Source organism: Rhizobium sp. BG4, assembly GCF_016864575.1.
Classification (GTDB): domain Bacteria; phylum Pseudomonadota; class Alphaproteobacteria; order Rhizobiales; family Rhizobiaceae; genus Rhizobium.
The window spans coordinates 1,652,132-1,671,887 of record NZ_CP044125.1 but is presented as its reverse complement, the minus strand read 5'-3'; the positions used below and the strand labels follow the sequence as shown (position 1 = coordinate 1,671,887).

The window sequence follows — 19,756 nt, the reverse complement described above, 5'->3', positions numbered from 1 at the left end:
CCCCTTACGGGATGGGGGTCTTCGAACTAACGCAATCGTGATTGCGGTGATGCGGCGTATATAAGGAGCGGTTTTCTGGACTGCAAGGCGAGAAATAGCCCGAAATCCAGCAAAACGAGCGTGTTGCCTTCAATTTTTACAGTAGCCGGAAAACAAAGGTTTTCAGGCGCAAGGCAGCGTAACTGCGCGTTGCAGATCGTCCTTTTCTGGCTCTACTGTCCCATGATCAGATCAAGCAGCGTCGTGCGCTTCGGCTGGCCCTGATGGACCGGCTGGCCCTGGCCGACATCGCCGGGCGGAACATCGCCGTCATAGCCGTCGTCCGGGCCGATATCGCCGGGCGGCATCGGGCCACCGGCAGTCTGCTGTTGCTGCACGGGTGCCGGCGGATATTGCTCTGCGGAGCCACCACCGAAGACGCCGGAAATGATGCCGCCGATCGTCGAGGGCTGTTCCTGCATCGGCTGCGGTTCGCCGTTCTGGGCCATCGGTTGGTTGCCGATCGTATTGGGATCGGTGACGAACTGGCCGTTGCCGAAGAGCGGCGCGGGCGACAGCCCCTTATGGGCGGCGATCATGAATTCCTGCCAGGCCTTGGCCGGCAGCCCGCCGCCTGTCACCTTCTTCATCGGCGTGCCGTCGTCATTGCCGAACCACACACCCGTCGTCAGGTTGCTGGTAAAGCCGACGAACAGCGCATCGCGCGAATTCTGCGTCGTGCCGGTCTTGCCGGCTGCCTGCCAGCCGGGAATCCTGGCGCTGCGCCCTGTGCCGAATTCGATCGTGCCCATCATCATCGCGTTCATGTTGGCGGCGATGGTCTCGGAAAGCACCCGCGGCGGATTGTCGTAGGTGTTCTCGTAGAGCACCTTGCCCTCGGCGGTCGTCACGCGGCGGATGACATGCGGCGTCGCCTTGTAGCCGCCATTCATGAAGGCGGCGTAGGAGGCTGTCAGCTCTTCCAGCGATACTTCCGAGGTGCCGAGCGCGATCGAGGCATTCGGCTGCAGCTCGCTCTCGATGCCGAGCCGGTGGGCGAGCTTGATCACCTGATCCGGGCCGTCATACATGACGAGCTGGGCCGCGACCGTGTTCAGCGATTTCGCCAGCGCCGTCGCGAGCGTTACCTCGCCATTGTATTTCTTCTCGTAATTCTCCGGCGTCCAGTTGCCGATACGGATCGGTGCGTCGTTGAAGACGGAAGCAGGCGTCAGGCCCTTCTCGAGTGCCGCCGCATAGACGAACGGCTTGAAGGACGAGCCCGGCTGGCGCTTGGCCTTGACCGCGCGGTTGAACTGGCTTTCCGCATAGTCCTTGCCGCCGACAAGCGCCCGGATCGCACCGGTGCCGTCGATCGAAACGAGGGCAGCCTGCGACGCCGCCAACTTCACGCCCTCCTTGGAGAGTATGTCGTTCAGCGCCTGATCGGCCTTCTTTTCTAGGCCCTTGTCGATCGTGGTATCGACGATCACGTCTTCCTTGACGTCGCCGCCGATCAGTCCCGGCAGCTCGTCCATCACCATGTCGGCGACATATTGCCCGGCGCCCGACCAGTAGCTCTTGGCCTTGGCCGGGGTCTGCGTCATCGCGGTCTTGACTTCGTCGTCGGTGATATAGCCCTGATCGCGCATCGCCTGCAGCACTACCTGGGCGCGGGCATTGGCAGCTTCCGGGTCGCGGGCCGGGGAGAGCCGCGTCGGCGCCTTGACCAGACCGGCAAGCAGCGCTGCCTCGCCAAGGTTCACGTCACGGGCCGATTTGTTGAAGTAGCGGCGGGCTGCGGCCTCGACGCCATAGGCGTTCGAACCGAAATAGACGCGGTTCAGATACATCGCAAGGATCTGATCCTTGCTGTATTTCTGCTCCAGCCAGAAGGAGAGCAGGACTTCCTGCACCTTGCGTTCCAGTGTTCTGTCCGGCGACAGGAAGAGGTTCTTGGCAAGCTGCTGCGTCAGCGTCGAGCCGCCTTGGATCGGCTGACCGGTCAGGTTGTTGACGAAGGCGCGGGCAAGGCCCATCGGATCGACGCCGAAATGCGAATAGAAGCGGCGGTCCTCGATCGCCACGATCGCCTGCGGAATGTAGGGCGACATCTGCTCGAGCGGCAGCGCTTCGCCGCCGGTGGCGCCGCGATTGGCAATGACGCTGCCGTCGACGGAAGTGATCTTGACGTTCGGTGGCCGTTCCGGGATCGACCAGGTGCTGGCGCTCGGCATGCGCGAGCCATAGTAGAAGACCACGCCGGCAAGGCCGATGCCCGCCCAGATGCCGAGCACGATGCACCAGTAGATCATTCGGCGCAGCAGAGCGAAGAGGCCGCCGCCCTCGCGTTCAGGCGGCTCGCGCCGGTCGCGGCGCTTGCGCTCCGGGGCGCGGCTTCGGGATGAGGATTTCGGTGGCGGGGAGGCGCGTCTCGCGCCACGGCGGCCGTCGATGCGATCTTCGTCATCGAGCGCGAAATCGTCCTCGTCGTCTTCACGGCGCTCGCGGCCGCTGAAGGACGGTTCAATTCTGTCGCGTGATCTGCTTCTGCCTGCCATTCCGGACCGGTCGCACCCTCTGCCGCCCGCGCCAAATTCGCCGTCGCGGAGCTACCCGATTGAATTGTAATTACGGCGATTTAAGGGGCGTTAACATTATTGGCGAAGGCGATTTGACGCGCCGGCAGCCCCTGCTTTTATGCATGGCTGCCATTCGTTGCGCATGTCACAAAACTGACATATATGCCGCCATGTTGCGCCCAAGAAAAAAGCAATAAGCGTAATGCATAGGCATTTTTGTTATGAGCATAGATCTCAATAGAATCGAAGAAACCCGTCTGCGGGAAATCTGGAGCGTCACCGAATTCGCTCGACAGTACCGCCTTACCAAGATGGAAGAGAGCCGTTTGAAGATGCTTCACGGCCCGTTCGCCGCCATGCGCGATCTCGTGTCGACGCATAAGAGCGTCGTTATCTGGTAATTTGGAACCTTTAGGCGTCCCGGCTGTTTCTTCTGCAGCGGGACAGCCCCTCACGTTCCGCTCATGATCGGCCGTCTCCCCTCAACACGCGCCGATCGAAATCAGGCCCGGTGTCTCCTTCGGAGCGCCGGGCTTTTTTCGTCTTCGCCATCAAGGAAAAAAGAAGGGCGGCATTTCTGCCGCCCTCCGGTTCAGTTGTTGCAGTTCGGATCGCTCGGCTGGCAGGCGCCGCGCGGCGGTCTGCGGCGATCATTCCCCTGATCGTTGTTGTTGCCGTCGCCGCGGCGGATGACGCGGGGACCGCCGTTGTCGTCGTTGCCCCGGCGCTCGAAATTGCCGCGGTCACGGTTTCCATCATTGTTGTCGCGGCGAAAGTCCTGCTGCTGATTGAACGGCGGACGGCGGTTCTGATCGCGATCGGCATCCTGCCTGCGGTTGTCGTTATCGCGATTGAAGTCGCGCTGCCGATCCTGATCGCGGTTGAAGTCGGGACGGCGAAGCGCGTCGGGGCGCCTGTCGAAATCTGGCCTCCGGTCGAAATCGGGACGCCGGTCAAAATCAGGACGGCGATCGAAGTCCGGGCGGCGATCGAAATCGCGTGGCGGCGGCGGACGGTAGAAATCCGGGCCACGGCGCCAGCGGTCACGGTCACGATAGAAATCGCGATTCCGGTAGTAGCGGTCCCAATAGTTGCCGACGCTGAAGACGACGGTTGGGATGCCGAGCGGCCGGTAATACTCGGGGCCGACATAGACGCGGCGGCTCTGGTAGAGCGCCTGAACGTAACGGCCCGCGACCCAGCCGCGCCCGCCATAGAACTCGACGTCGCACCAGGGAACATCGGCGAGGCAGCCATGTATCTCGACGGATTCGCCGGCCGGGATCACGGCAACGGCCGGGTATCCGGTGCTCGGGCCAGCGCGCATGTTGACATTCGCCGTGGCGAAGCCCTCGGCCGCCTGTGCGATTGCGGGAGCGAGCAAAAGCATGCCTGCAGCCGCGATCTTGAGAAGGGTGTTTCTCACGTTTCAACTCCCTAATTGGGCGCGGCAAAACCGTCGCCTGAAGTTTCTGCATCTGGCTTCCTGCCAGCTTCAGACATAGCTAGAGCGCTTGCCGGCTTTTATCAGCCGGCCTTCATTCACTTTGTCTTTCAAAGACTTGTAGCTGTTGACCGATGAATGCAGGTTGAACGGGAAAGGGTCGGTTGCCTCTTGAAACGCCGGCGATCAATACCAATATAGGGATCAACGAATAGCAGCCTAGAAACGGCAAACGGCGCAGGACGCCGGCGGTTTCCGGTCCCGGCAGGCGGAACGCCTTTAATGGTTTGTTAACCTTTCGGGATCAGTCTGGCTGCAATATCTGCTTCCTCCTTGACCACGGATGTACTGGCACCGAAGCGAAGCAGATGACGAAAGGCCGGTTTTCGCCGGCCTTTTTGTCTGTCTGGATGGCGCGCGCTCTTTCGAGCTGCGCGCCTTTTCTGTCTTAGGCGAGTGCCTCAAGGATACGCACCCAGGAACGGATGCCCTTGTGATAGGAGGCGAGCTCGTACTTCTCGTTCGGCGAATGAATGCGGTCGTCGGCAAGGCCGAAGCCGACGAGGAGCGATTCCATACCGAGCATCTTCTGGAAATCGCCGACGATCGGGATCGATCCGCCCATGCCGATCACGACGGCCGGCTTCGGCCATTCGTCCGAGAGCGCGTTCTTCGCCTTGGTGATGACCGGCGAATCGTAGGACAGGTGGATTGCCGGCGAGGCGCCGTGCGGATGAAACTCGACTGAGCAATCGGCCGGGATCTTCGAGCGGATATAGGCCCGGAAGCTTTCGCGGATCGCTGCCGGATCCTGCTTGCCGACGAGACGGAACGAGATCTTCGCCGAGGCCTTGGCCGCGATCACGGTCTTGAAGCCTTCGCCGGTATAGCCGCCCCAGATGCCGTTCACTTCTGCCGTCGGCCGCGCCCAGGTGAGCTCGAGAACCGAGCGGCCCTTTTCGCCCGACGGTACCGAGAGGCCGACCTGGCCGAGGAAGGTTTCCGCCGTCTGGCCGAGCTTTTCCCAGGATGCCTTGATATTGGCAGGCGTCTCCTCGACGCCTTCGTAGAAGTTTTCGAGCGTGATGCGGCCCGTCTGGTCGTGCAGGCCGGCAAGCGCTTCCGTCAGGATATGGATCGGGTTTGCAGCCGCACCGCCGAACAGGCCGGAATGCAGGTCGCGGTCGGCGGCCGTGATAACCACCTCTTCGCCGACCAGACCGCGAAGGGCGGCGGCGATCGCCGGGGTCTCGTGATCCCACATGCTGGTATCGCAGACGAGCGCGTAGTCGGCCTTCAGTTCGGCAGCATTGGCTTCGAGGAACGGCTTCAGCGATGGCGAACCGGATTCTTCTTCGCCTTCGAACAGGATCGTCACGCGGCAGGGAAGCGCGCCGTTGATTTCCTTGTAGGCGCGGCAAGCCTCGACGAAGGTCATCAGCTGGCCCTTGTCGTCAGCCGTGCCACGGCCCGTCAGGATCTTGCGGCCGTTTCCGGCATCCTTGATCGCCGGCTCGAACGGGTCGTTTTCCCAGAGTTCGATCGGATCGACCGGCTGCACGTCATAGTGACCATAGAACAGCACGTGCGGCGCATCCGCGGTCGCGCCCGCGTGGTGAGCGACCACCATCGGGTGGCCGGGCGTATCGCGCACCGAAGCCTCGAAGCCGAGCGTCTTGAGATAGGCCGTCAGCCATTCGGCCGCCTTGCGGCAATCGGCCTTGTAGGCCGGATCGGTCGAGATCGACTTGATCCGCAGGAGTTCGAACAGCTTTTCCAGGCTTGAATTGAGATTTTGGTCGGCGCGCGAAAGCACCGGGGTGACGTCAGTCATTTCCGACTCCTCTTGAAATTTGGCCGGACGATAGACCAAAGGCCGGGCGGTTTCGAGGAGAAAAAGTTGCATTTTCCGGTCGGCGCCCGCTCGCTGGAGACACTTGGAGGTCAGCGAAAGCTAGATCTTCTTGGCGTTTTCCAGAAGCCGGCGGATGTATTCCAGCATCAGCTCGCGTTCGAAGGTCTTGAAGCCGTCGAAGAGGGCGAGATCCGCCTCGCGGGCGGTATCGACGGCCTCGTCCTGCATCGCCTGCGCCTTCGGCGTCAGGAAGATCAGCTGCGCCCGCTTGTCCGTCGGGTGAGGGCGCCGTTCGATCAGTCCGTCGCGCACCATGCGGGACAGCGTGTTCGCCATCGTCGCCTGCTCGATGTCCACCCGCTCCAGAAGCTGCTTCTGAGTAAGCCCGTCTTCGGCCCAGAGTTCGAGCAGGATCGGAAACTGCCCGGGCGAAAAGCCGAGCCGCCCCGCGCGCTGCTGCAGCGAGCGGGCAAAACCCTTCGCCAGCTGACTGGCAAGGTAGGCTCCCGAATCCATCCGATTAAATCCCATGATTGTAGTTAGGCCCAAAAGCCGGACTGAAACAATGCAACAAATCGCATGCGATGGATCAAAAGTGGCCTTTTTGCTTCAGATTTATCCATTGATACAGAAAACAAAGCCGCCATGGTCAGGAGGTGGACCATGGCGGCTCAAAAATGGGGACAAAGGCCCGGAGAGGGGGATAAGGCCTTTGTCCAAGTTTGATGCGGCGGGGGACAAGCCGGTCACCAAACCCTCGGCGCGATCAAACGCCGGTGACTCTGAATTGTGATCCGGAATGTGGTTTTTCAAGGGAAGGCGAATAAGCCGCCGATTACAAATTGGTAACAGTTCGGTGAAGGGCTGAATCCGAAACGCAACAGAACTTTATATGGATTTCGCGGGGCCTCCACGCTATCCATGCTGCCATGAAAAAAGGCGATCATCTCTTCCTCGTAGACGGCTCGGGCTTCATCTTTCGCGCATTCCATGCGCTGCCGCCGTTGACCCGCAAATCAGACGGTCTGCCGGTGGGCGCCGTCTCCGGTTTCTGCAACATGCTGTGGAAGCTTCTGACGGATGCGCGCGACACGTCCGTCGGCGTCACGCCGACGCATCTGGCCGTCATCTTCGACTATTCCTCGAAGACCTTCCGCAAGGATCTCTATGACGCCTACAAGGCGAACCGCTCTGCGCCGCCCGAGGAGCTGATCCCGCAGTTCGGCCTGATCCGCGAGGCAACGCGCGCCTTCAATCTGCCCTGCATCGAGACCGAAGGTTTCGAGGCCGACGATATCATCGCCACCTACGCCCGTCAGGCTGAAGCGATCGGCGCCGATGTCACCATCGTCTCTTCGGACAAGGACCTGATGCAGCTCGTGACGGCGAATGTCCACATGTACGACAGCATGAAGGACAAGCAGATCAGCATTCCCGACGTCATCGAGAAATGGGGCGTGCCGCCGGAAAAGATGATCGATCTGCAAGCGATGACCGGCGATTCCGTCGACAACGTGCCGGGAATTCCCGGCATCGGTCCGAAGACCGCAGCCTCGCTGCTCGCCGAGTATGGCGATCTCGACACGCTTCTCGAGCGCGCCCACGAGATCAAGCAGGAAAAGCGCCGTCAGACGATCATGGAAAATGCCGACAAGGCGCGTCTTTCCCGTGAGCTCGTCCGTTTGCGTCTCGACGTTCCATTGGAGCTTAAGGTTGAGGATCTGGTGCTCGAGCCGCAGAACGGCCCGAAGCTGATCGGCTTCCTGAAGGCCATGCAGTTCACGACGCTGACGCGCCGTGTCGCCGAGGCTTGCGAATGCGACGCCAGCGCTATCGACGCGACGGATGTCCAGGTCGAATGGGGCGACAAGGCCCATGGTCCGGATCTCGATGCGGCCGAGCCCGCGCCCGTCGCCGGTGGCATTCCCGAGGTTGCCGGCGCTGCCGTGCCGGTGCCCGCAAAGGCCAAGGCTGCCGCCGTCGAAGGCAGCTTCGTGCCTGAAGATCTTGCCGCACAGCGCGCTGCCGCCTTCGCATCGCTGCCCTTCGATCATTCGACCTATCTGACGATCCGCGATCTCGCGACGCTCGATCAATGGATCGCCGCCGCCCGTGAAACCGGCCTCGTCGCCTTCGACACCGAGACGACGTCGCTTGATGCGATGCAGGCGGAGCTCGTCGGCTTCTCGCTGGCGATTGCCGACAATGCCAAGGATCCGACCGGCGTGTCGATCCGCGCCGCCTACGTGCCGATCGGCCACAAGACCGGCTTCGGCGATCTCCTGGGCGGCGGGCTCGCCGAAAACCAGATCCCCATGCGCGACGCGCTTCCGCGGCTGAAGGCGCTGCTTGAGGACGAATCGGTCCTGAAGGTCGCCCAGAACCTGAAGTACGATTACCTGTTGATGAAGCGCTACGGCGTCGAGACGAAGAATTTCGACGACACGATGCTGATCTCCTATGTGCTCGATGCCGGTACCGGCGCGCACGGCATGGACCCGCTGTCCGAAAAATTCCTCGGCCACAAGCCGATCGCCTACAAGGACGTTGCCGGAAGCGGTAAGTCGAACGTTACCTTCGACCTCGTCGATATCGCCAAGGCCACGCATTACGCGGCTGAGGATGCCGATGTGACGCTGCGGCTCTGGATGGTGCTGAAGCCACGGCTCGCGGCCAACAAGCTGACGACGATCTATGAACGCCTGGAACGCCCGCTGCTGCCGGTGCTCGCCAATATGGAAGAGCGCGGCATCACCGTCGACCGGCAGATCCTGTCGCGTCTCTCCGGCGAGCTGGCACAGGGTGCTGCGCGTCTCGAAGACGAGATCTTCACGCTTGCCGGCGAGCGCTTCACCATCGGCTCGCCGAAGCAGCTCGGCGATATCCTGTTCGGCAAGATGGGTCTCGAGGGCGGCACCAAGACCAAGACCGGCCAGTGGTCGACCTCGGCAAGTGTCCTCGAAGACTTGGCCGCCGCCGGTTTCGAGCTGCCGCGCAAGATCGTCGACTGGCGTCAGCTCACCAAGCTGAAATCGACCTATACCGATGCCTTGCCGGGATATGTCCACCCGCAGACCAAGCGCGTGCACACCTCCTATTCGCTGGCCTCCACCACGACCGGCCGCTTGTCTTCGTCGGAGCCAAACCTGCAGAACATTCCGGTTCGCACCGCCGAAGGCCGCAAAATCCGCACCGCCTTCATCTCGACGCCCGGCCACAAGCTGATCTCGGCCGACTACAGCCAGATCGAGCTGCGCGTGCTCGCCCACGTTGCCGATATCCCGCAACTGACGCAGGCTTTCGCCGATGGTGTGGACATCCACGCGATGACCGCCTCGGAAATGTTTGGTGTTCCCGTCGAGGGTATGCCGAGCGAGGTGCGCCGCCGCGCCAAGGCGATCAACTTCGGCATCATCTACGGCATTTCCGCCTTCGGTCTCGCGAACCAGCTGTCGATCGAGCGCTCGGAAGCCGGCGATTACATCAAGAAGTATTTCGAGCGTTTCCCCGGCATCCGCGATTACATGGACAGCCGCAAGCAGATGGCGCGCGACAAGGGCTACGTCGAGACGATCTTCGGCCGGCGAATCAATTACCCGGAAATCCGTTCCTCGAATCCCTCCGTCCGCGCCTTCAATGAACGCGCTGCGATCAACGCACCGATCCAGGGCTCGGCCGCCGATGTTATCCGCCGCGCCATGATCAAGATGGAACCGGCGCTTGCCGAGGCCGGTATTGGCGATCGCGTGCGCATGCTGCTGCAGGTCCACGACGAACTGATCTTCGAAGTCGAGGATGCAGAGGTTGAAAAGGCCATGCCGATCATCGTCTCGGTCATGGAAAACGCCACCATGCCGGCGCTCGAAATGCGCGTTCCGCTCAAGGTTGATGCGCGCGCGGCAAGCAACTGGGACGAAGCGCACTGAGCGCTTCGTCCAACTTTCCCGAAGATTTTTCTTAAAGAGACAAGTATCTGATTTCGCTCGATTAAGGGCGAAATGCCTGCGCAATTTTAGTGCCGATGGAAGGAACTTATTAACCTTCATTTTCTAATCCGTTCAGGTCGGTAATTTGAGTGAGCAGCAGGTCGTATGCGTTTTCCCAGAACGAACTTGACGGATGCCGCGGAGTTTTCCGCGGAAGTTGACGTGCATGACGCTGAAGAGGGCGCAGGCGAGCGCCCGTCGGCGCCGATCTGGCAGAGCAATTTTTCCCTGGCGCCGAACGTCCGGTTCACCCGGACGCCGGAAAACCTGTTGCGCCGTACCCCGCCCGAAATCCCGCAGCTGGATGAGCCCGCGCCATACATGGACGAGGCGCCTATCGCTGCCGAGAGCCGCACGCCGATCGTCGTCGACGTACCCTTCGACGCCCACACTCACGCGCCGCAGACCGCGCCCATCGTCCGCACGCCGGTACCGCCTGTTGTTGCCCGCGTCCCGGTTCAGCCCACCCGGGCGCCCTTGCTGCCGATCGTCCGCACACCGGTCCAGCCTGCCGCACCTGTTCAGGTCGCACCACTCCCCGAAGCGCCCGTCGCGGCTGAGCCGTATCACGCAGCCGGTGAGCTCGCGTCGATTTCGGATTTCGCCTTCTGGGAAGTCATGGCTTTCGAAGATGGCGCCGTGCCCGCCGCGCCGCAGTTCCAGCCGGTTCCGATGCCGAGGGTCGAGGTATCGCCCGAGTCGATCATCGCCAGTTTCCGTGTCATGGAATGGCACCCGCACCGGCGTACCGAGACGGCCCCGGCCGTTGCTCCAATCGCCGTTGCACCAGCGCCCGTCGCCGTGGCACCGCAGCCTGTCGCGCCAGCCCTCGTGGTCGCTCCGCCCGTGGCAAAGCCGGTTGAGGCCGCCGCTCCCGCGCCGCAGCCGGTGCCGGTAGAAGCCCGCATACAGCCGATCGCGCCGATCCCGGTCCGCACGCCCGCCGTCGCGCCCGTGACGATGCCGGCGCCGCGTCTTGCCGCTGCAAAACCCGCCGCCGCCAAGGTCGACGCATCCGGCTACGAATTCCCGCCGAACGAACTGCTGCAGCAGCCGCCCGAGCGCTTGGGCGAGATCATGACGCAGGAAGCGCTGGAACAGAATGCCGGCCTGCTGGAAAGCGTTCTCGAAGATTTCGGCATCAAGGGCGAGATCATCCATGTCCGCCCGGGTCCTGTCGTCACGCTCTATGAATTCGAGCCTGCACCGGGCGTGAAGTCCTCGCGCGTCATCGGCCTTGCGGATGACATCGCCCGCTCGATGTCGGCCCTTTCGGCCCGCGTCGCCGTCGTTCCCGGCCGCAATGTCATCGGTATCGAACTGCCGAACCAGACGCGTGAAACCGTCTATTTCCGCGAGATGATCGAAAGCCAGGATTTCGCCAAGAGCAGCTACAAGCTGGCGCTCGGCCTCGGCAAGACGATCGGTGGCGAGCCTGTCATCGCCGAACTTGCGAAGATGCCGCATCTGCTCGTTGCCGGTACCACGGGTTCGGGCAAGTCGGTCGCGATCAACACGATGATCCTGTCGCTGCTCTACCGCATGTCGCCGGAACAGTGCCGCTTGATCATGGTCGATCCGAAGATGCTGGAACTCTCCGTCTATGACGGCATCCCGCATCTGCTGACCCCTGTCGTCACAGACCCCAAGAAGGCCGTCATGGCCCTCAAATGGGCCGTTCGCGAGATGGAAGAGCGCTATCGCAAGATGTCGCGCCTCGGCGTGCGCAATATCGACGGCTACAACGGCCGCGTGGCGCAGGCCCGCGAAAAGGACGAGACGATCCACATCATGGTCCCGGTCGGCTTCGACAAGGGCACCGGTGCGCCGATCGAGGAGCAGCAGGAACTCGACCTGACGCCGATGCCTTATATCGTCGTCATCGTCGACGAGATGGCTGACCTGATGATGGTGGCCGGCAAGGACATTGAAGGCGCGATCCAGCGTCTGGCGCAGATGGCGCGTGCCGCCGGCATCCACCTGATCATGGCCACCCAGCGCCCCTCGGTGGATGTCATCACCGGTACGATCAAGGCGAACTTCCCGACCCGCATCTCCTTCCAGGTGACGTCCAAGATCGACAGCCGCACGATCCTCGGTGAACAGGGTGCCGAGCAGCTGCTCGGCCAGGGTGATATGCTGCACATGCAGGGCGGCGGCCGCATCGCCCGTGTCCACGGTCCTTTCGTCTCGGACCTAGAGGTCGAGAAGGTCGTGGCCCACCTGAAGACCCAGGGACGTCCGGAATATCTGGATACGGTCACGGCAGGTGACGAGGACGAAGAGGAAGCCGAAGACAGCGCCGTCTTCGACAAGAGCGCCATGGGCGCCGAGGATGGCGACGAGCTCTACCAGCAGGCGGTCAAAGTCGTCCTGCGCGACAAGAAGTGCTCGACCTCCTACATCCAGCGCCGCCTCGGCATCGGCTATAACCGCGCCGCATCGCTCGTCGAACGCATGGAAAAGGAAGGCCTCGTCGGCCCGGCAAACCATGTCGGCAAGCGCGAAATCGTTTCGGCCCGGAGCGAGGGCGAATAAAGATCAGGGTTTGAGGGGGAAGCCCTCAAACCCTACGGCTGTGCCAGCCGCACCGTCTCGCGAACGAACTCCGTCTTGCCGCCGGTATAGTAGTCCCAGTCGTCATTGGCCTCGCTCATCAGCCGCAGCTTCAGTGCGGCATAGGCATCGGCCCGCTCGGGATGGGTCCTGAGATAGTCGCGAAACAGGATGCGGTCGCGGAGCACGTGGTTGTCTGCTGTGCAGAGATAAAGCCGCGCTCCATACGATCCCCTGCCGCTGGTAAAGGTCCAGCTCTGATCGCCGTATTTGTCGCCGTGATAGGTGTAGCCGGCAACGGTCTGCATCCGCTCGACCGCTGCGGCGGTCGCCAGATCCGCGAAGGCGGCATGCAGGTCGATCTTCGGCTTTGCCGCCAGACCTGGAACGGACGTGCTGCCGACATGGTGGAAAGCCGGCGCCAGTCCCGCAAAGATCGGCGCAAGCTCACTGCAAACCTGTGCGAAGAGTTCGGGCCATCTGTCATCATAGGGCAGGACGACGATGGCCATGATCTCTCTCCGTCAGGCGACTTCCGCCAGAAAACCGTTCATCGTGTCGATGATCTTGCGCTCGGCTTCGGCGAGCGACCCGCTATTGTCGAGATTGATGACGTCATAGTCGCCGCGCACCGTCAGCGAACCACGGGCGAGGCGGGCCATGATGTCTTCGTGCGTTTCGCGGCCACGCGCTTCCAGCCGGCCGGCGAGCACTTCTGGACGCGCCGTAACATTGATCACCTTCAGCCGCGGGAAAGCGGCGTGGAAGCGATGCAGCGCCGAGCGGGAGCCATTGGCGATCACCAGGTGCCCCTTCGACAGCGCCACCGACACCTCGGCCGGAATGCCGTATTTCAGGCCATGCGCTTCCCACCAGACGGCGAAGCTGCCGGACTGTTCCATCGATGCGAATCCGGCTTCGGAAACGGCGAGATGATCCTCGCCGCCAGCATCGCCGTCACGGGTGATGACGCGGCGGACGAAGTGAACATTGGGGCGGCTGCCGAAATGCTGGGCGGCGAGCGCCATCAGCGTATCCTTGCCGGCGCCGCTCGGGCCGACGACGACGACCATGATGCCGTGTTCGGTGCCCGGAACGATGTGGGGTTCGTGCGACGGGTTCATGCGACACGGCGCCCTTCGCGCCAGACGGAACGCGTCACCGGAACGCCCTCATCGCGGAAGACACGCACCAGATCTGCGCGCAGGCCGGTGGCGATGCGGCCGCGGTCGTCGAGGCTGACGGTGCGGGCAGGCGTCGAGGTGACCATGGCGATTGCCTTCGGCAGCGAGATGGATTCGACCTCGTCGGCGATGATGAACGGCGCATAGAGCATGCTCAGCGGCACGTAGTCGGACGAGAGAACATCGAGCACGCCGCGTTCGGCGAGGTCTCGGGCGGCGATATTGCCGGAATGCGACTTGCCGCGCACGATGTTCGGTGCGCCCATCAGCACGCTCATGCCGTGTTCGTGCGATGCCTTCGCGGCGTCGAAGCTGGTCGGGAATTCGGCAAGGCGAACGCCGTTCTCGATCGCTTCGTCGACATGCTCCAGCGTCGCGTCGTCATGGCTGGCAATGGTGATGCCGCGCTCCTTGCAGACCTGTGAGATCGCGGCGCGATGCGGCGTCGAATTGCGGGCCGATTCGGCAAGCCGCTTCTCGATGAACTTGGCGAATACCTCGTCCGAAAGACCGCGCTTCTTCTGGTAGTAGAAGATGTACTGGTCCATGGTCTGGAACTGGCGCTGGCCGGGCGCGTGGTCCATCAGCGAGACGAGACGCACATAGGGGTCGTTCTCGAAGTCGGCGAAATGCTCAAGCACGTTGTCGGCGGAAACCTCGCAGCGCAGATGCAGCAGGTGCTCGGCGCGCAGACGCCCTTCCTGCTCGGCCTTCTGGATGGCGTCGGCCATGTCGCGCATCTCGCCATGGTCAAAACCGCCGTCTTCATCGGCGCCCATGCGCAGGCAGTCGAAAACGGTGGTGATGCCCGAGGTTACGATCTGGGCGTCATGCGCCTGGATCGCTGCCGTCTTGTGCCAGCGCAGGCCCGGGCGCGGCGAATAGTGGCCTTCCAGGTGATCGGTGTGCAGTTCGACCAGACCCGGAATGAGGTAGTCGCCCTCAAAGTCCTCGCCGGCAGCCGAGTTGCCTTCGGAGATATCGGCGATCTTGCCGTCGCGGATCAGCAGGGAGCCGTTGACGATCTCGTCCTCGAGAACGATGCGTGCATTGGAAAAAGCGGTTTCTTTGGTCATCGTGTCGTCTTTCAGCGTTTGGCGCCGGCAAGCGGCAGCCAGCTATGAGCCTTGAATGGGGCGCCGCGCGTCTCCTCGGTGAAGACGGCAATGCCGGAAATCGGAAGCGGCCGGCCGGTGAAGGCGGCAAAGCGCTGTTCCAGGATCGATTTCATCAGCGCGGAGCGCTCGTCAGGAACCTGTCCGGTCAGCGTCATGTGGAAGCCGAAGTCGTCCATGACGTAGGGATAGCCCCAGCGCATCAGATTGGCGCGCTGGCTTTCCGTCAGCTTCTCGGGTTTGCGCCGGGCAATGTCGGCCTCCAAAAGGGCGGCACGAAACGGCTCGAAGGACTTTACCACGCTTGCGGCGAAATCCTGAAGCGGCTGATGCAGCGCGCCGGGCACGAGCGCGAAGAAGCGGCCGAGCTGCCCGAGCACGAGCTCGGGGATTTCGAAGGCCGGCGTGCGGGCCGCGAAATCCTCGACTACAGCCATCAGATCCTTTTCCGTCACCGAAGCGGCAAGCGCAAAGGGCGCCTTGATCGTCGCGTGGAAGCCGTAGCGGCGGGGATCGGCGGTGAGCTCGAACTGTTCTGCGCCGGGCAGGCCGGGCTCTTCGGGAGCCGGGTAAGTTTCTTCAGAAAAGGCATCGCGGCCGAGCCATTCTGCAGCGGCGCGCGTCAGGGAATCATCCTGCGGCGGCGAAAAATAGAGGGCGTATCGCAAAGGTCTTATCCCGGAAAAATGTCTGAGGCAGGGGTCGCAATGTCAGTGATTTGACCGCGGACTGCAAGCTTGCTTCCGGCTAAAAGATTTCCGTGACAGAATGATGATGACGCCGTGGCGCCATCATCTTTTTAATGCGTCTTGGTGCCCATCAGCCGGTGGCGCAGCGCGTTCGAGGCCATGTCGAACAGGAAGACGACGATCAGGATCAGAATGACCATGTAGGCGACGTTTTCCCAGTTGGAATTCGTCCGCATCGCTTCCCAGAGCTTGAGGCCGATACCGCCGGCACCGACGGCGCCGATGATCGTCGCGCCACGAACATTCGATTCCCACTGGTAAAGCGTCTGGCTGACGATCACCGGAACGATCTGCGGCATGACACCGTAGCGATGGACCAGCATCGTCGAGGCGCCGGTCGACTTGATGCCTTCGCGCGGCTTGTTGTCGATGTTTTCGAGACCTTCGGAATAGAGCTTTCCGAGCGTGCCGGTTTCCGTCAGGAAGATCGCGCCGGAGCCCGCAAGCGGGCCGGGGCCGAAGGCGCGCGTCAGGAACAGCGCCCAGATCAGCATGTCGACCGAGCGCAGGAAGTCGAAGAAGCGCTTCAGAATCTGGTTCAGAAACCGGTTCGGCGTGATGTTGCGGGCGGCAAGGAAGGCGAGCGGGAAGGCCGCCAGCGAGCCGAGCAGCGTACCGAGAAAGGCCATCACGATCGTCTGGAAAAGCTTGGTCCATACGTCGCCATGCTGCCAGGCCGAGTTGTTCCAGATATTGTCGAAGGCGAGCGACAGGTTCGACTGGCTGGGGTCGAGACGCGGGCCTGACACGATCAGGCTTGCGACTTCACCGGCCGGCTTGTCGAAGAACGGCGAGTGCGTGTCGAAGACAAAGTTTGCCCATCCAAGGAAGCGCTTGCGCACCTTCACGCGGTCCGATGCGATGCTGACGTCGCCTGCAAAGCCAAGGTCGGCCAGCACGTTGTCGTCATAGACAGTCATCCAGGAGGGCACTTCGCCGACGACCTTCGGCTGTCCCGAAGACAGGTCGACAGGAACGCTGATGCCGTGCGCCGTCACCGTTGTCATCGCCTTGGTGACCACGACAGTGCGGTTCGTGCCGCTGACGAAGACGGTGACGCTGCCGGGCTCGTTCTTCACCCATTCCGGATGCGGATCGTCGCCGAGCGGCGAGAAGCGCGGATAGCGGGTCTCGATCGAGCCGTCGTCCTGAATGCGGAATTCGGGCTGAACGTCGTAGCTCACCCACTGGCTCATATAGATGCCGACGCGCTCCCAATGGGCCTCGGCCAGCAGCTTCGGCAGATCGAAGAACCAGACGGCATACATGCCATAAAGCAGCGTCGCGATGACCGCGAGCAGTCCGCCGAAGCGCTGGCGGAAGGAGCGATGGAAATACTCGGGATAGCGCGCCTCGATCTCGTGCATCCGGTTTGCGTCGATAACCGTCATGGCGGGCCTCAATGTTGCAGAAGGAAAGCGTGCTCGCCAACCAGGCGGCGGCGCAGCCATGCGGAGAACTGGTCGACCGCAACGATGGTGATGAAGAGCAGCAGCACGAGAGCGACCGTCTTGGCGCCGAAGCCGCGCGAGATGGAGAGCTTCAGCTCTTCGCCGATACCGCCGCCGCCGACCGCGCCGATGATGGTCGAGGCGCGCACGTTGATCTCCAGACGCAGCAGCGCATAGGAGGCGAAATTCGGCAGAACCTGCGGCATGGCGGCGAAGCGCACGCGCTCCAGCCAGTTGGCGCCGACCGCCTTCATGCCCTCATCCGGCTTCATGTCGATATTCTCGACGACTTCGTAGAACAGCTTGCCGAGGGCGCCGATCGTATGCAGCGACACGGCGATGATGGCGGCGACCGGGCCGATCGAAAGGATGGCAGAGAACAGGCCGGCGATAACGATCTCCGGGAAGGCGCGCAGGAATTCCATGACGCGCTTGGCGAAGACGCGCAGCGGCCAGTTTTTGGTGAGGTTGCGAGCGGCAAAGAAGCTCAGTGGCACTGCAAAGATGAAACCGATGATCGTCGATACGAGAGCGACGTTGATCGTGATGATCATCAGCTCGAAATATTCAGGGATATAGAAATCGCCGAAAACGTAGACCCGGCCCTTGGCGAAGTTGAACTCCTCGCCGCCCTTGTCGTTCGGGCTCGCAATATCGAACAGCGCGCGCCAGACGTCGTGCCAGTCCTTGGGAATAAGCCAGCTCAGGAAGTCGAAGAGATGCGGAAGGCGGTCGAAGAAATGGCCGGCATTGCTCTCGTCGGCAAAGCGCACGGAGCTCACGAAGGCAATCAGCAGCAGGACGAGGCCGATGCCGGTATAAAGACGGCGGCGAGACACCATGCGGCTCCAGGCATCGCCGATATCGCGGCTGCTCTGCTGGAGTTCGGGCGTGTGGGTCCGAGAATCGGCAAGGGTCATGGGGTCGTCCGCTTCTTCGCAGGAAAAAGGGCGGCCGATGACGGCCGCCCCCGATGAATGCAGGTCGATCAGCCGCCGATGGCAGCCTTACGAACGTCTACAACGGCGTTGTAGAATTCGTGCGTAACCGGGGCGTAGCCCTTGTAGTCGCCGCCTTCGATGGCGGTGAAGCACTTGTGGTCCTTCTCCGGCAGCGCCGTGAAGAAGGCGGCCAGCTTCTTCTGCCACTCTTCGCCGAGCTCGTTGCGAACGACGAGCGGGCCGTTCGGAATCAGCGGCGAGCGCCAGACTTCGACGAGCTTGTTCGGGTCGACGGCGCCCTTGTCGACTTCCTTGCGGAAGGTACCGGAGGTGTAGCCGTCCTTGAAATCGCCGATGCCCGAGCTGTCGTCGACAGCAACGTCAACCTTGCCGTCATAGGCGGCGAGAAGGTTGTTCTCGTGGCCGCCGTTGAACTGCGTGGAGGCGAAGAACTGGTCGTTCGGCATGCCCGTGTCCTTCGGGATCTGCGTCAGCGGAACGAGGTAGCCCGAGGTGGAGTCCGGATCGGCGTAGCCGAGCTTCTTGCCCTTGGCGTCGGCGATCGTCTTGATGCCGGAGGACTTCAGAGCGAGACCGATCGAGTAGTAGCCGGTCGAACCGTCCTTCTGCTGCGTCGTCAGGATCGGGGTAACGGCCTTTGCGTCCTTCAGGTAGACGGCTGCGTAGCCGGAAGCGCCGAGTTCTGCGAAGTCGAGCGTGCCGCCGAGGAGGCCCTGGATAACGCCGTCATAGTCGGCGGCCGGGAACAGCGAAACCTTCTCGAAGCCGAATTCCTGCTTCAGGTGGTCGGCGAGGCAGGCGTAGTTACGCAGACGGTCGGTTTCGTTTTCGCCGCCGAGAATGCCGACGCGGAATTCCTTGAGGTCTGCAGCATGCGAGACGCCGGCCAGCGCGAAAAGCGCCGTCGCGGCAAAGAGTGCTTTCTTCAACATGGTACTCTCCTGATTGACCGGTGTCCCCGGTGGTCTCTCTGTTACGAAGAACTGTGCCCTTGACGCGGGCGGTCGATCACAGCCGTCTCGCTCAGAGACCGGCCAACGCCAGCGGTTGCAGGCCGGCGGATTGATGGGCGGCAGCTGCCGCAGTAATGTTGATCGAGGTCGACGTCATGGTTTCGTCGATGCCGGCGCCGTCCTTGTCGGTGCCGTAGATTTCCTTGACTGCCGAAGCGTCGAGATCGGCCGGCTTGCCGTCGAATACGACGCGCCCACCCGCCATGCCGACGATCCGCTCGCAGTAGCTGCGCGCCGTGTCGAGCGTGTGCAGGTTGGTGATGACGGTGATGCCTTCGCGCTCGTTGATGTCGCGCAGCGCGTCCATGACGATCTTGGCGTTCAGCGGGTCGAGCGAGGCAATCGGCTCGTCGGCGAGAACCATCTTCGGCTTCTGCATCAGGGCGCGGGCGATCGCCACGCGCTGCTGCTGACCGCCCGAAAGCGTACCGGCAAGCTGCAGCGCCGTCTGCTCGATGCCGAGGCGCTCGAGAGCGGCGATCGCATGGATGCGCTCTTCACGGCTGAAGATGTTGAGGAGCGAAAGCATCGTCGGGCGATGGTTCAGGCGGCCGAGCATGACGTTGGTCAGGACATCGAGACGCGGCACGAGATTGAACTGCTGGAAGATCATGGCGCAGTCGCGCTGCCAGTTGCGAAGCGCCTCGCCACGCAACGAAGAGACTTCGACGCCGCCGAAACGGATGGAGCCGGAGGTCGGCTCCTGCAGGCGGTTGATCATCCGCAGGAGCGTCGATTTGCCGGCGCCGGAACGGCCGATAATACCGACCATCTGACCCTGGGGAATATCGAGCGTTACGGAATCCACTGCCAGCTTTTTGCCAAAACGGCGGGTGACATTCTTCAGCTCGAACATCATGCTCTTCCTTGCAATCCAGGG

15 protein-coding genes are annotated in these 19,756 nt (G+C 62.2%); 3 read left to right on the top strand and 12 right to left on the bottom strand.

All coding sequences use genetic code 11. The annotated features are described in order from the left end of the window. Positions 1-212: 212 nt before the first annotated feature. The gene (locus tag F2982_RS08700; RefSeq protein ID WP_199629854.1) at positions 213-2,540 is read right to left on the bottom strand and encodes a transglycosylase domain-containing protein; all 2,328 of its coding nucleotides are present in this window, start codon (positions 2,538-2,540) and stop codon (positions 213-215) included. A gap of 242 nt (positions 2,541-2,782) precedes the next feature. On the opposite strand from F2982_RS08700, the gene F2982_RS08695 reads away from it, so the two are divergent. After that, complete coding sequence (locus tag F2982_RS08695; RefSeq protein WP_112714162.1) at positions 2,783-2,962, top strand: hypothetical protein; 180 nt, start codon at positions 2,783-2,785, stop codon at positions 2,960-2,962. 191 nt (positions 2,963-3,153) lie between these two features. On the opposite strand, the gene F2982_RS08690 is transcribed toward F2982_RS08695, so the two are convergent. The 3 genes from F2982_RS08690 to F2982_RS08680 form a co-directional block, all read right to left on the bottom strand. Further along, complete coding sequence (locus tag F2982_RS08690) at positions 3,154-3,987, bottom strand: SH3 domain-containing protein (protein ID WP_203429828.1); 834 nt, start codon at positions 3,985-3,987, stop codon at positions 3,154-3,156. Between the two features lie 466 nt (positions 3,988-4,453). After that, positions 4,454-5,839, bottom strand: a complete 1,386-nt coding sequence (locus F2982_RS08685; RefSeq protein ID WP_112714158.1) for a dipeptidase — start codon at positions 5,837-5,839, stop codon at positions 4,454-4,456. A gap of 120 nt (positions 5,840-5,959) precedes the next feature. Beyond that, positions 5,960-6,376: a MarR family transcriptional regulator gene (locus F2982_RS08680; RefSeq protein WP_203429827.1), complete on the bottom strand. Its 417-nt coding sequence runs from the start codon at positions 6,374-6,376 to the stop codon at positions 5,960-5,962. Between the two features lie 413 nt (positions 6,377-6,789). Here F2982_RS08680 and polA point away from each other — a divergent pair, with 413 nt between their 5' ends. Continuing rightward, positions 6,790-9,786: a DNA polymerase I gene (polA, locus tag F2982_RS08675; protein ID WP_203429826.1), complete on the top strand. Its 2,997-nt coding sequence runs from the start codon at positions 6,790-6,792 to the stop codon at positions 9,784-9,786. A gap of 165 nt (positions 9,787-9,951) precedes the next feature. Next, positions 9,952-12,384, top strand: coding sequence for a DNA translocase FtsK (locus tag F2982_RS08670; RefSeq protein ID WP_203429825.1), 2,433 nt, complete (start codon positions 9,952-9,954; stop codon positions 12,382-12,384). Positions 12,385-12,416: 32 nt separating this feature from the next. Here F2982_RS08670 and F2982_RS08665 read toward each other — a convergent pair whose 3' ends face one another. From F2982_RS08665 to phnC, 8 genes are all read right to left on the bottom strand, one after another. After that, entirely contained in the window at positions 12,417-12,914 is a 498-nt protein-coding gene (locus F2982_RS08665) for a GrpB family protein (RefSeq protein WP_203429824.1), read from the bottom strand. Between the two features lie 12 nt (positions 12,915-12,926). Then, complete coding sequence (phnN, locus tag F2982_RS08660) at positions 12,927-13,526, bottom strand: phosphonate metabolism protein/1,5-bisphosphokinase (PRPP-forming) PhnN (protein ID WP_130279371.1); 600 nt, start codon at positions 13,524-13,526, stop codon at positions 12,927-12,929. Further along, positions 13,523-14,662 (bottom strand): alpha-D-ribose 1-methylphosphonate 5-triphosphate diphosphatase, encoded by a 1,140-nt coding sequence (locus tag F2982_RS08655; protein WP_203429823.1) that lies wholly within the window; start codon positions 14,660-14,662, stop codon positions 13,523-13,525. Before F2982_RS08655 ends, phnN begins: the two co-directional genes overlap by 4 nt. An 11-nt stretch (positions 14,663-14,673) precedes the next feature. Beyond that, positions 14,674-15,369, bottom strand: a complete 696-nt coding sequence (locus F2982_RS08650) for a DUF1045 domain-containing protein (protein WP_203429822.1) — start codon at positions 15,367-15,369, stop codon at positions 14,674-14,676. A gap of 131 nt (positions 15,370-15,500) precedes the next feature. Continuing rightward, positions 15,501-16,841, bottom strand: coding sequence for a phosphonate ABC transporter, permease protein PhnE (gene phnE / locus F2982_RS08645; RefSeq protein WP_203429821.1), 1,341 nt, complete (start codon positions 16,839-16,841; stop codon positions 15,501-15,503). Positions 16,842-16,849: 8 nt separating this feature from the next. Beyond that, positions 16,850-17,821, bottom strand: coding sequence for a phosphonate ABC transporter, permease protein PhnE (phnE, locus tag F2982_RS08640; protein ID WP_203429820.1), 972 nt, complete (start codon positions 17,819-17,821; stop codon positions 16,850-16,852). A gap of 68 nt (positions 17,822-17,889) precedes the next feature. Next, positions 17,890-18,795, bottom strand: a complete 906-nt coding sequence (gene phnD, locus F2982_RS08635; RefSeq protein ID WP_112714136.1) for a phosphonate ABC transporter substrate-binding protein — start codon at positions 18,793-18,795, stop codon at positions 17,890-17,892. 91 nt (positions 18,796-18,886) lie between these two features. Further along, the gene (phnC, locus tag F2982_RS08630) at positions 18,887-19,732 is read right to left on the bottom strand and encodes a phosphonate ABC transporter ATP-binding protein (protein ID WP_203430036.1); all 846 of its coding nucleotides are present in this window, start codon (positions 19,730-19,732) and stop codon (positions 18,887-18,889) included. Between the last annotated feature and the right edge of the window lie 24 nt (positions 19,733-19,756).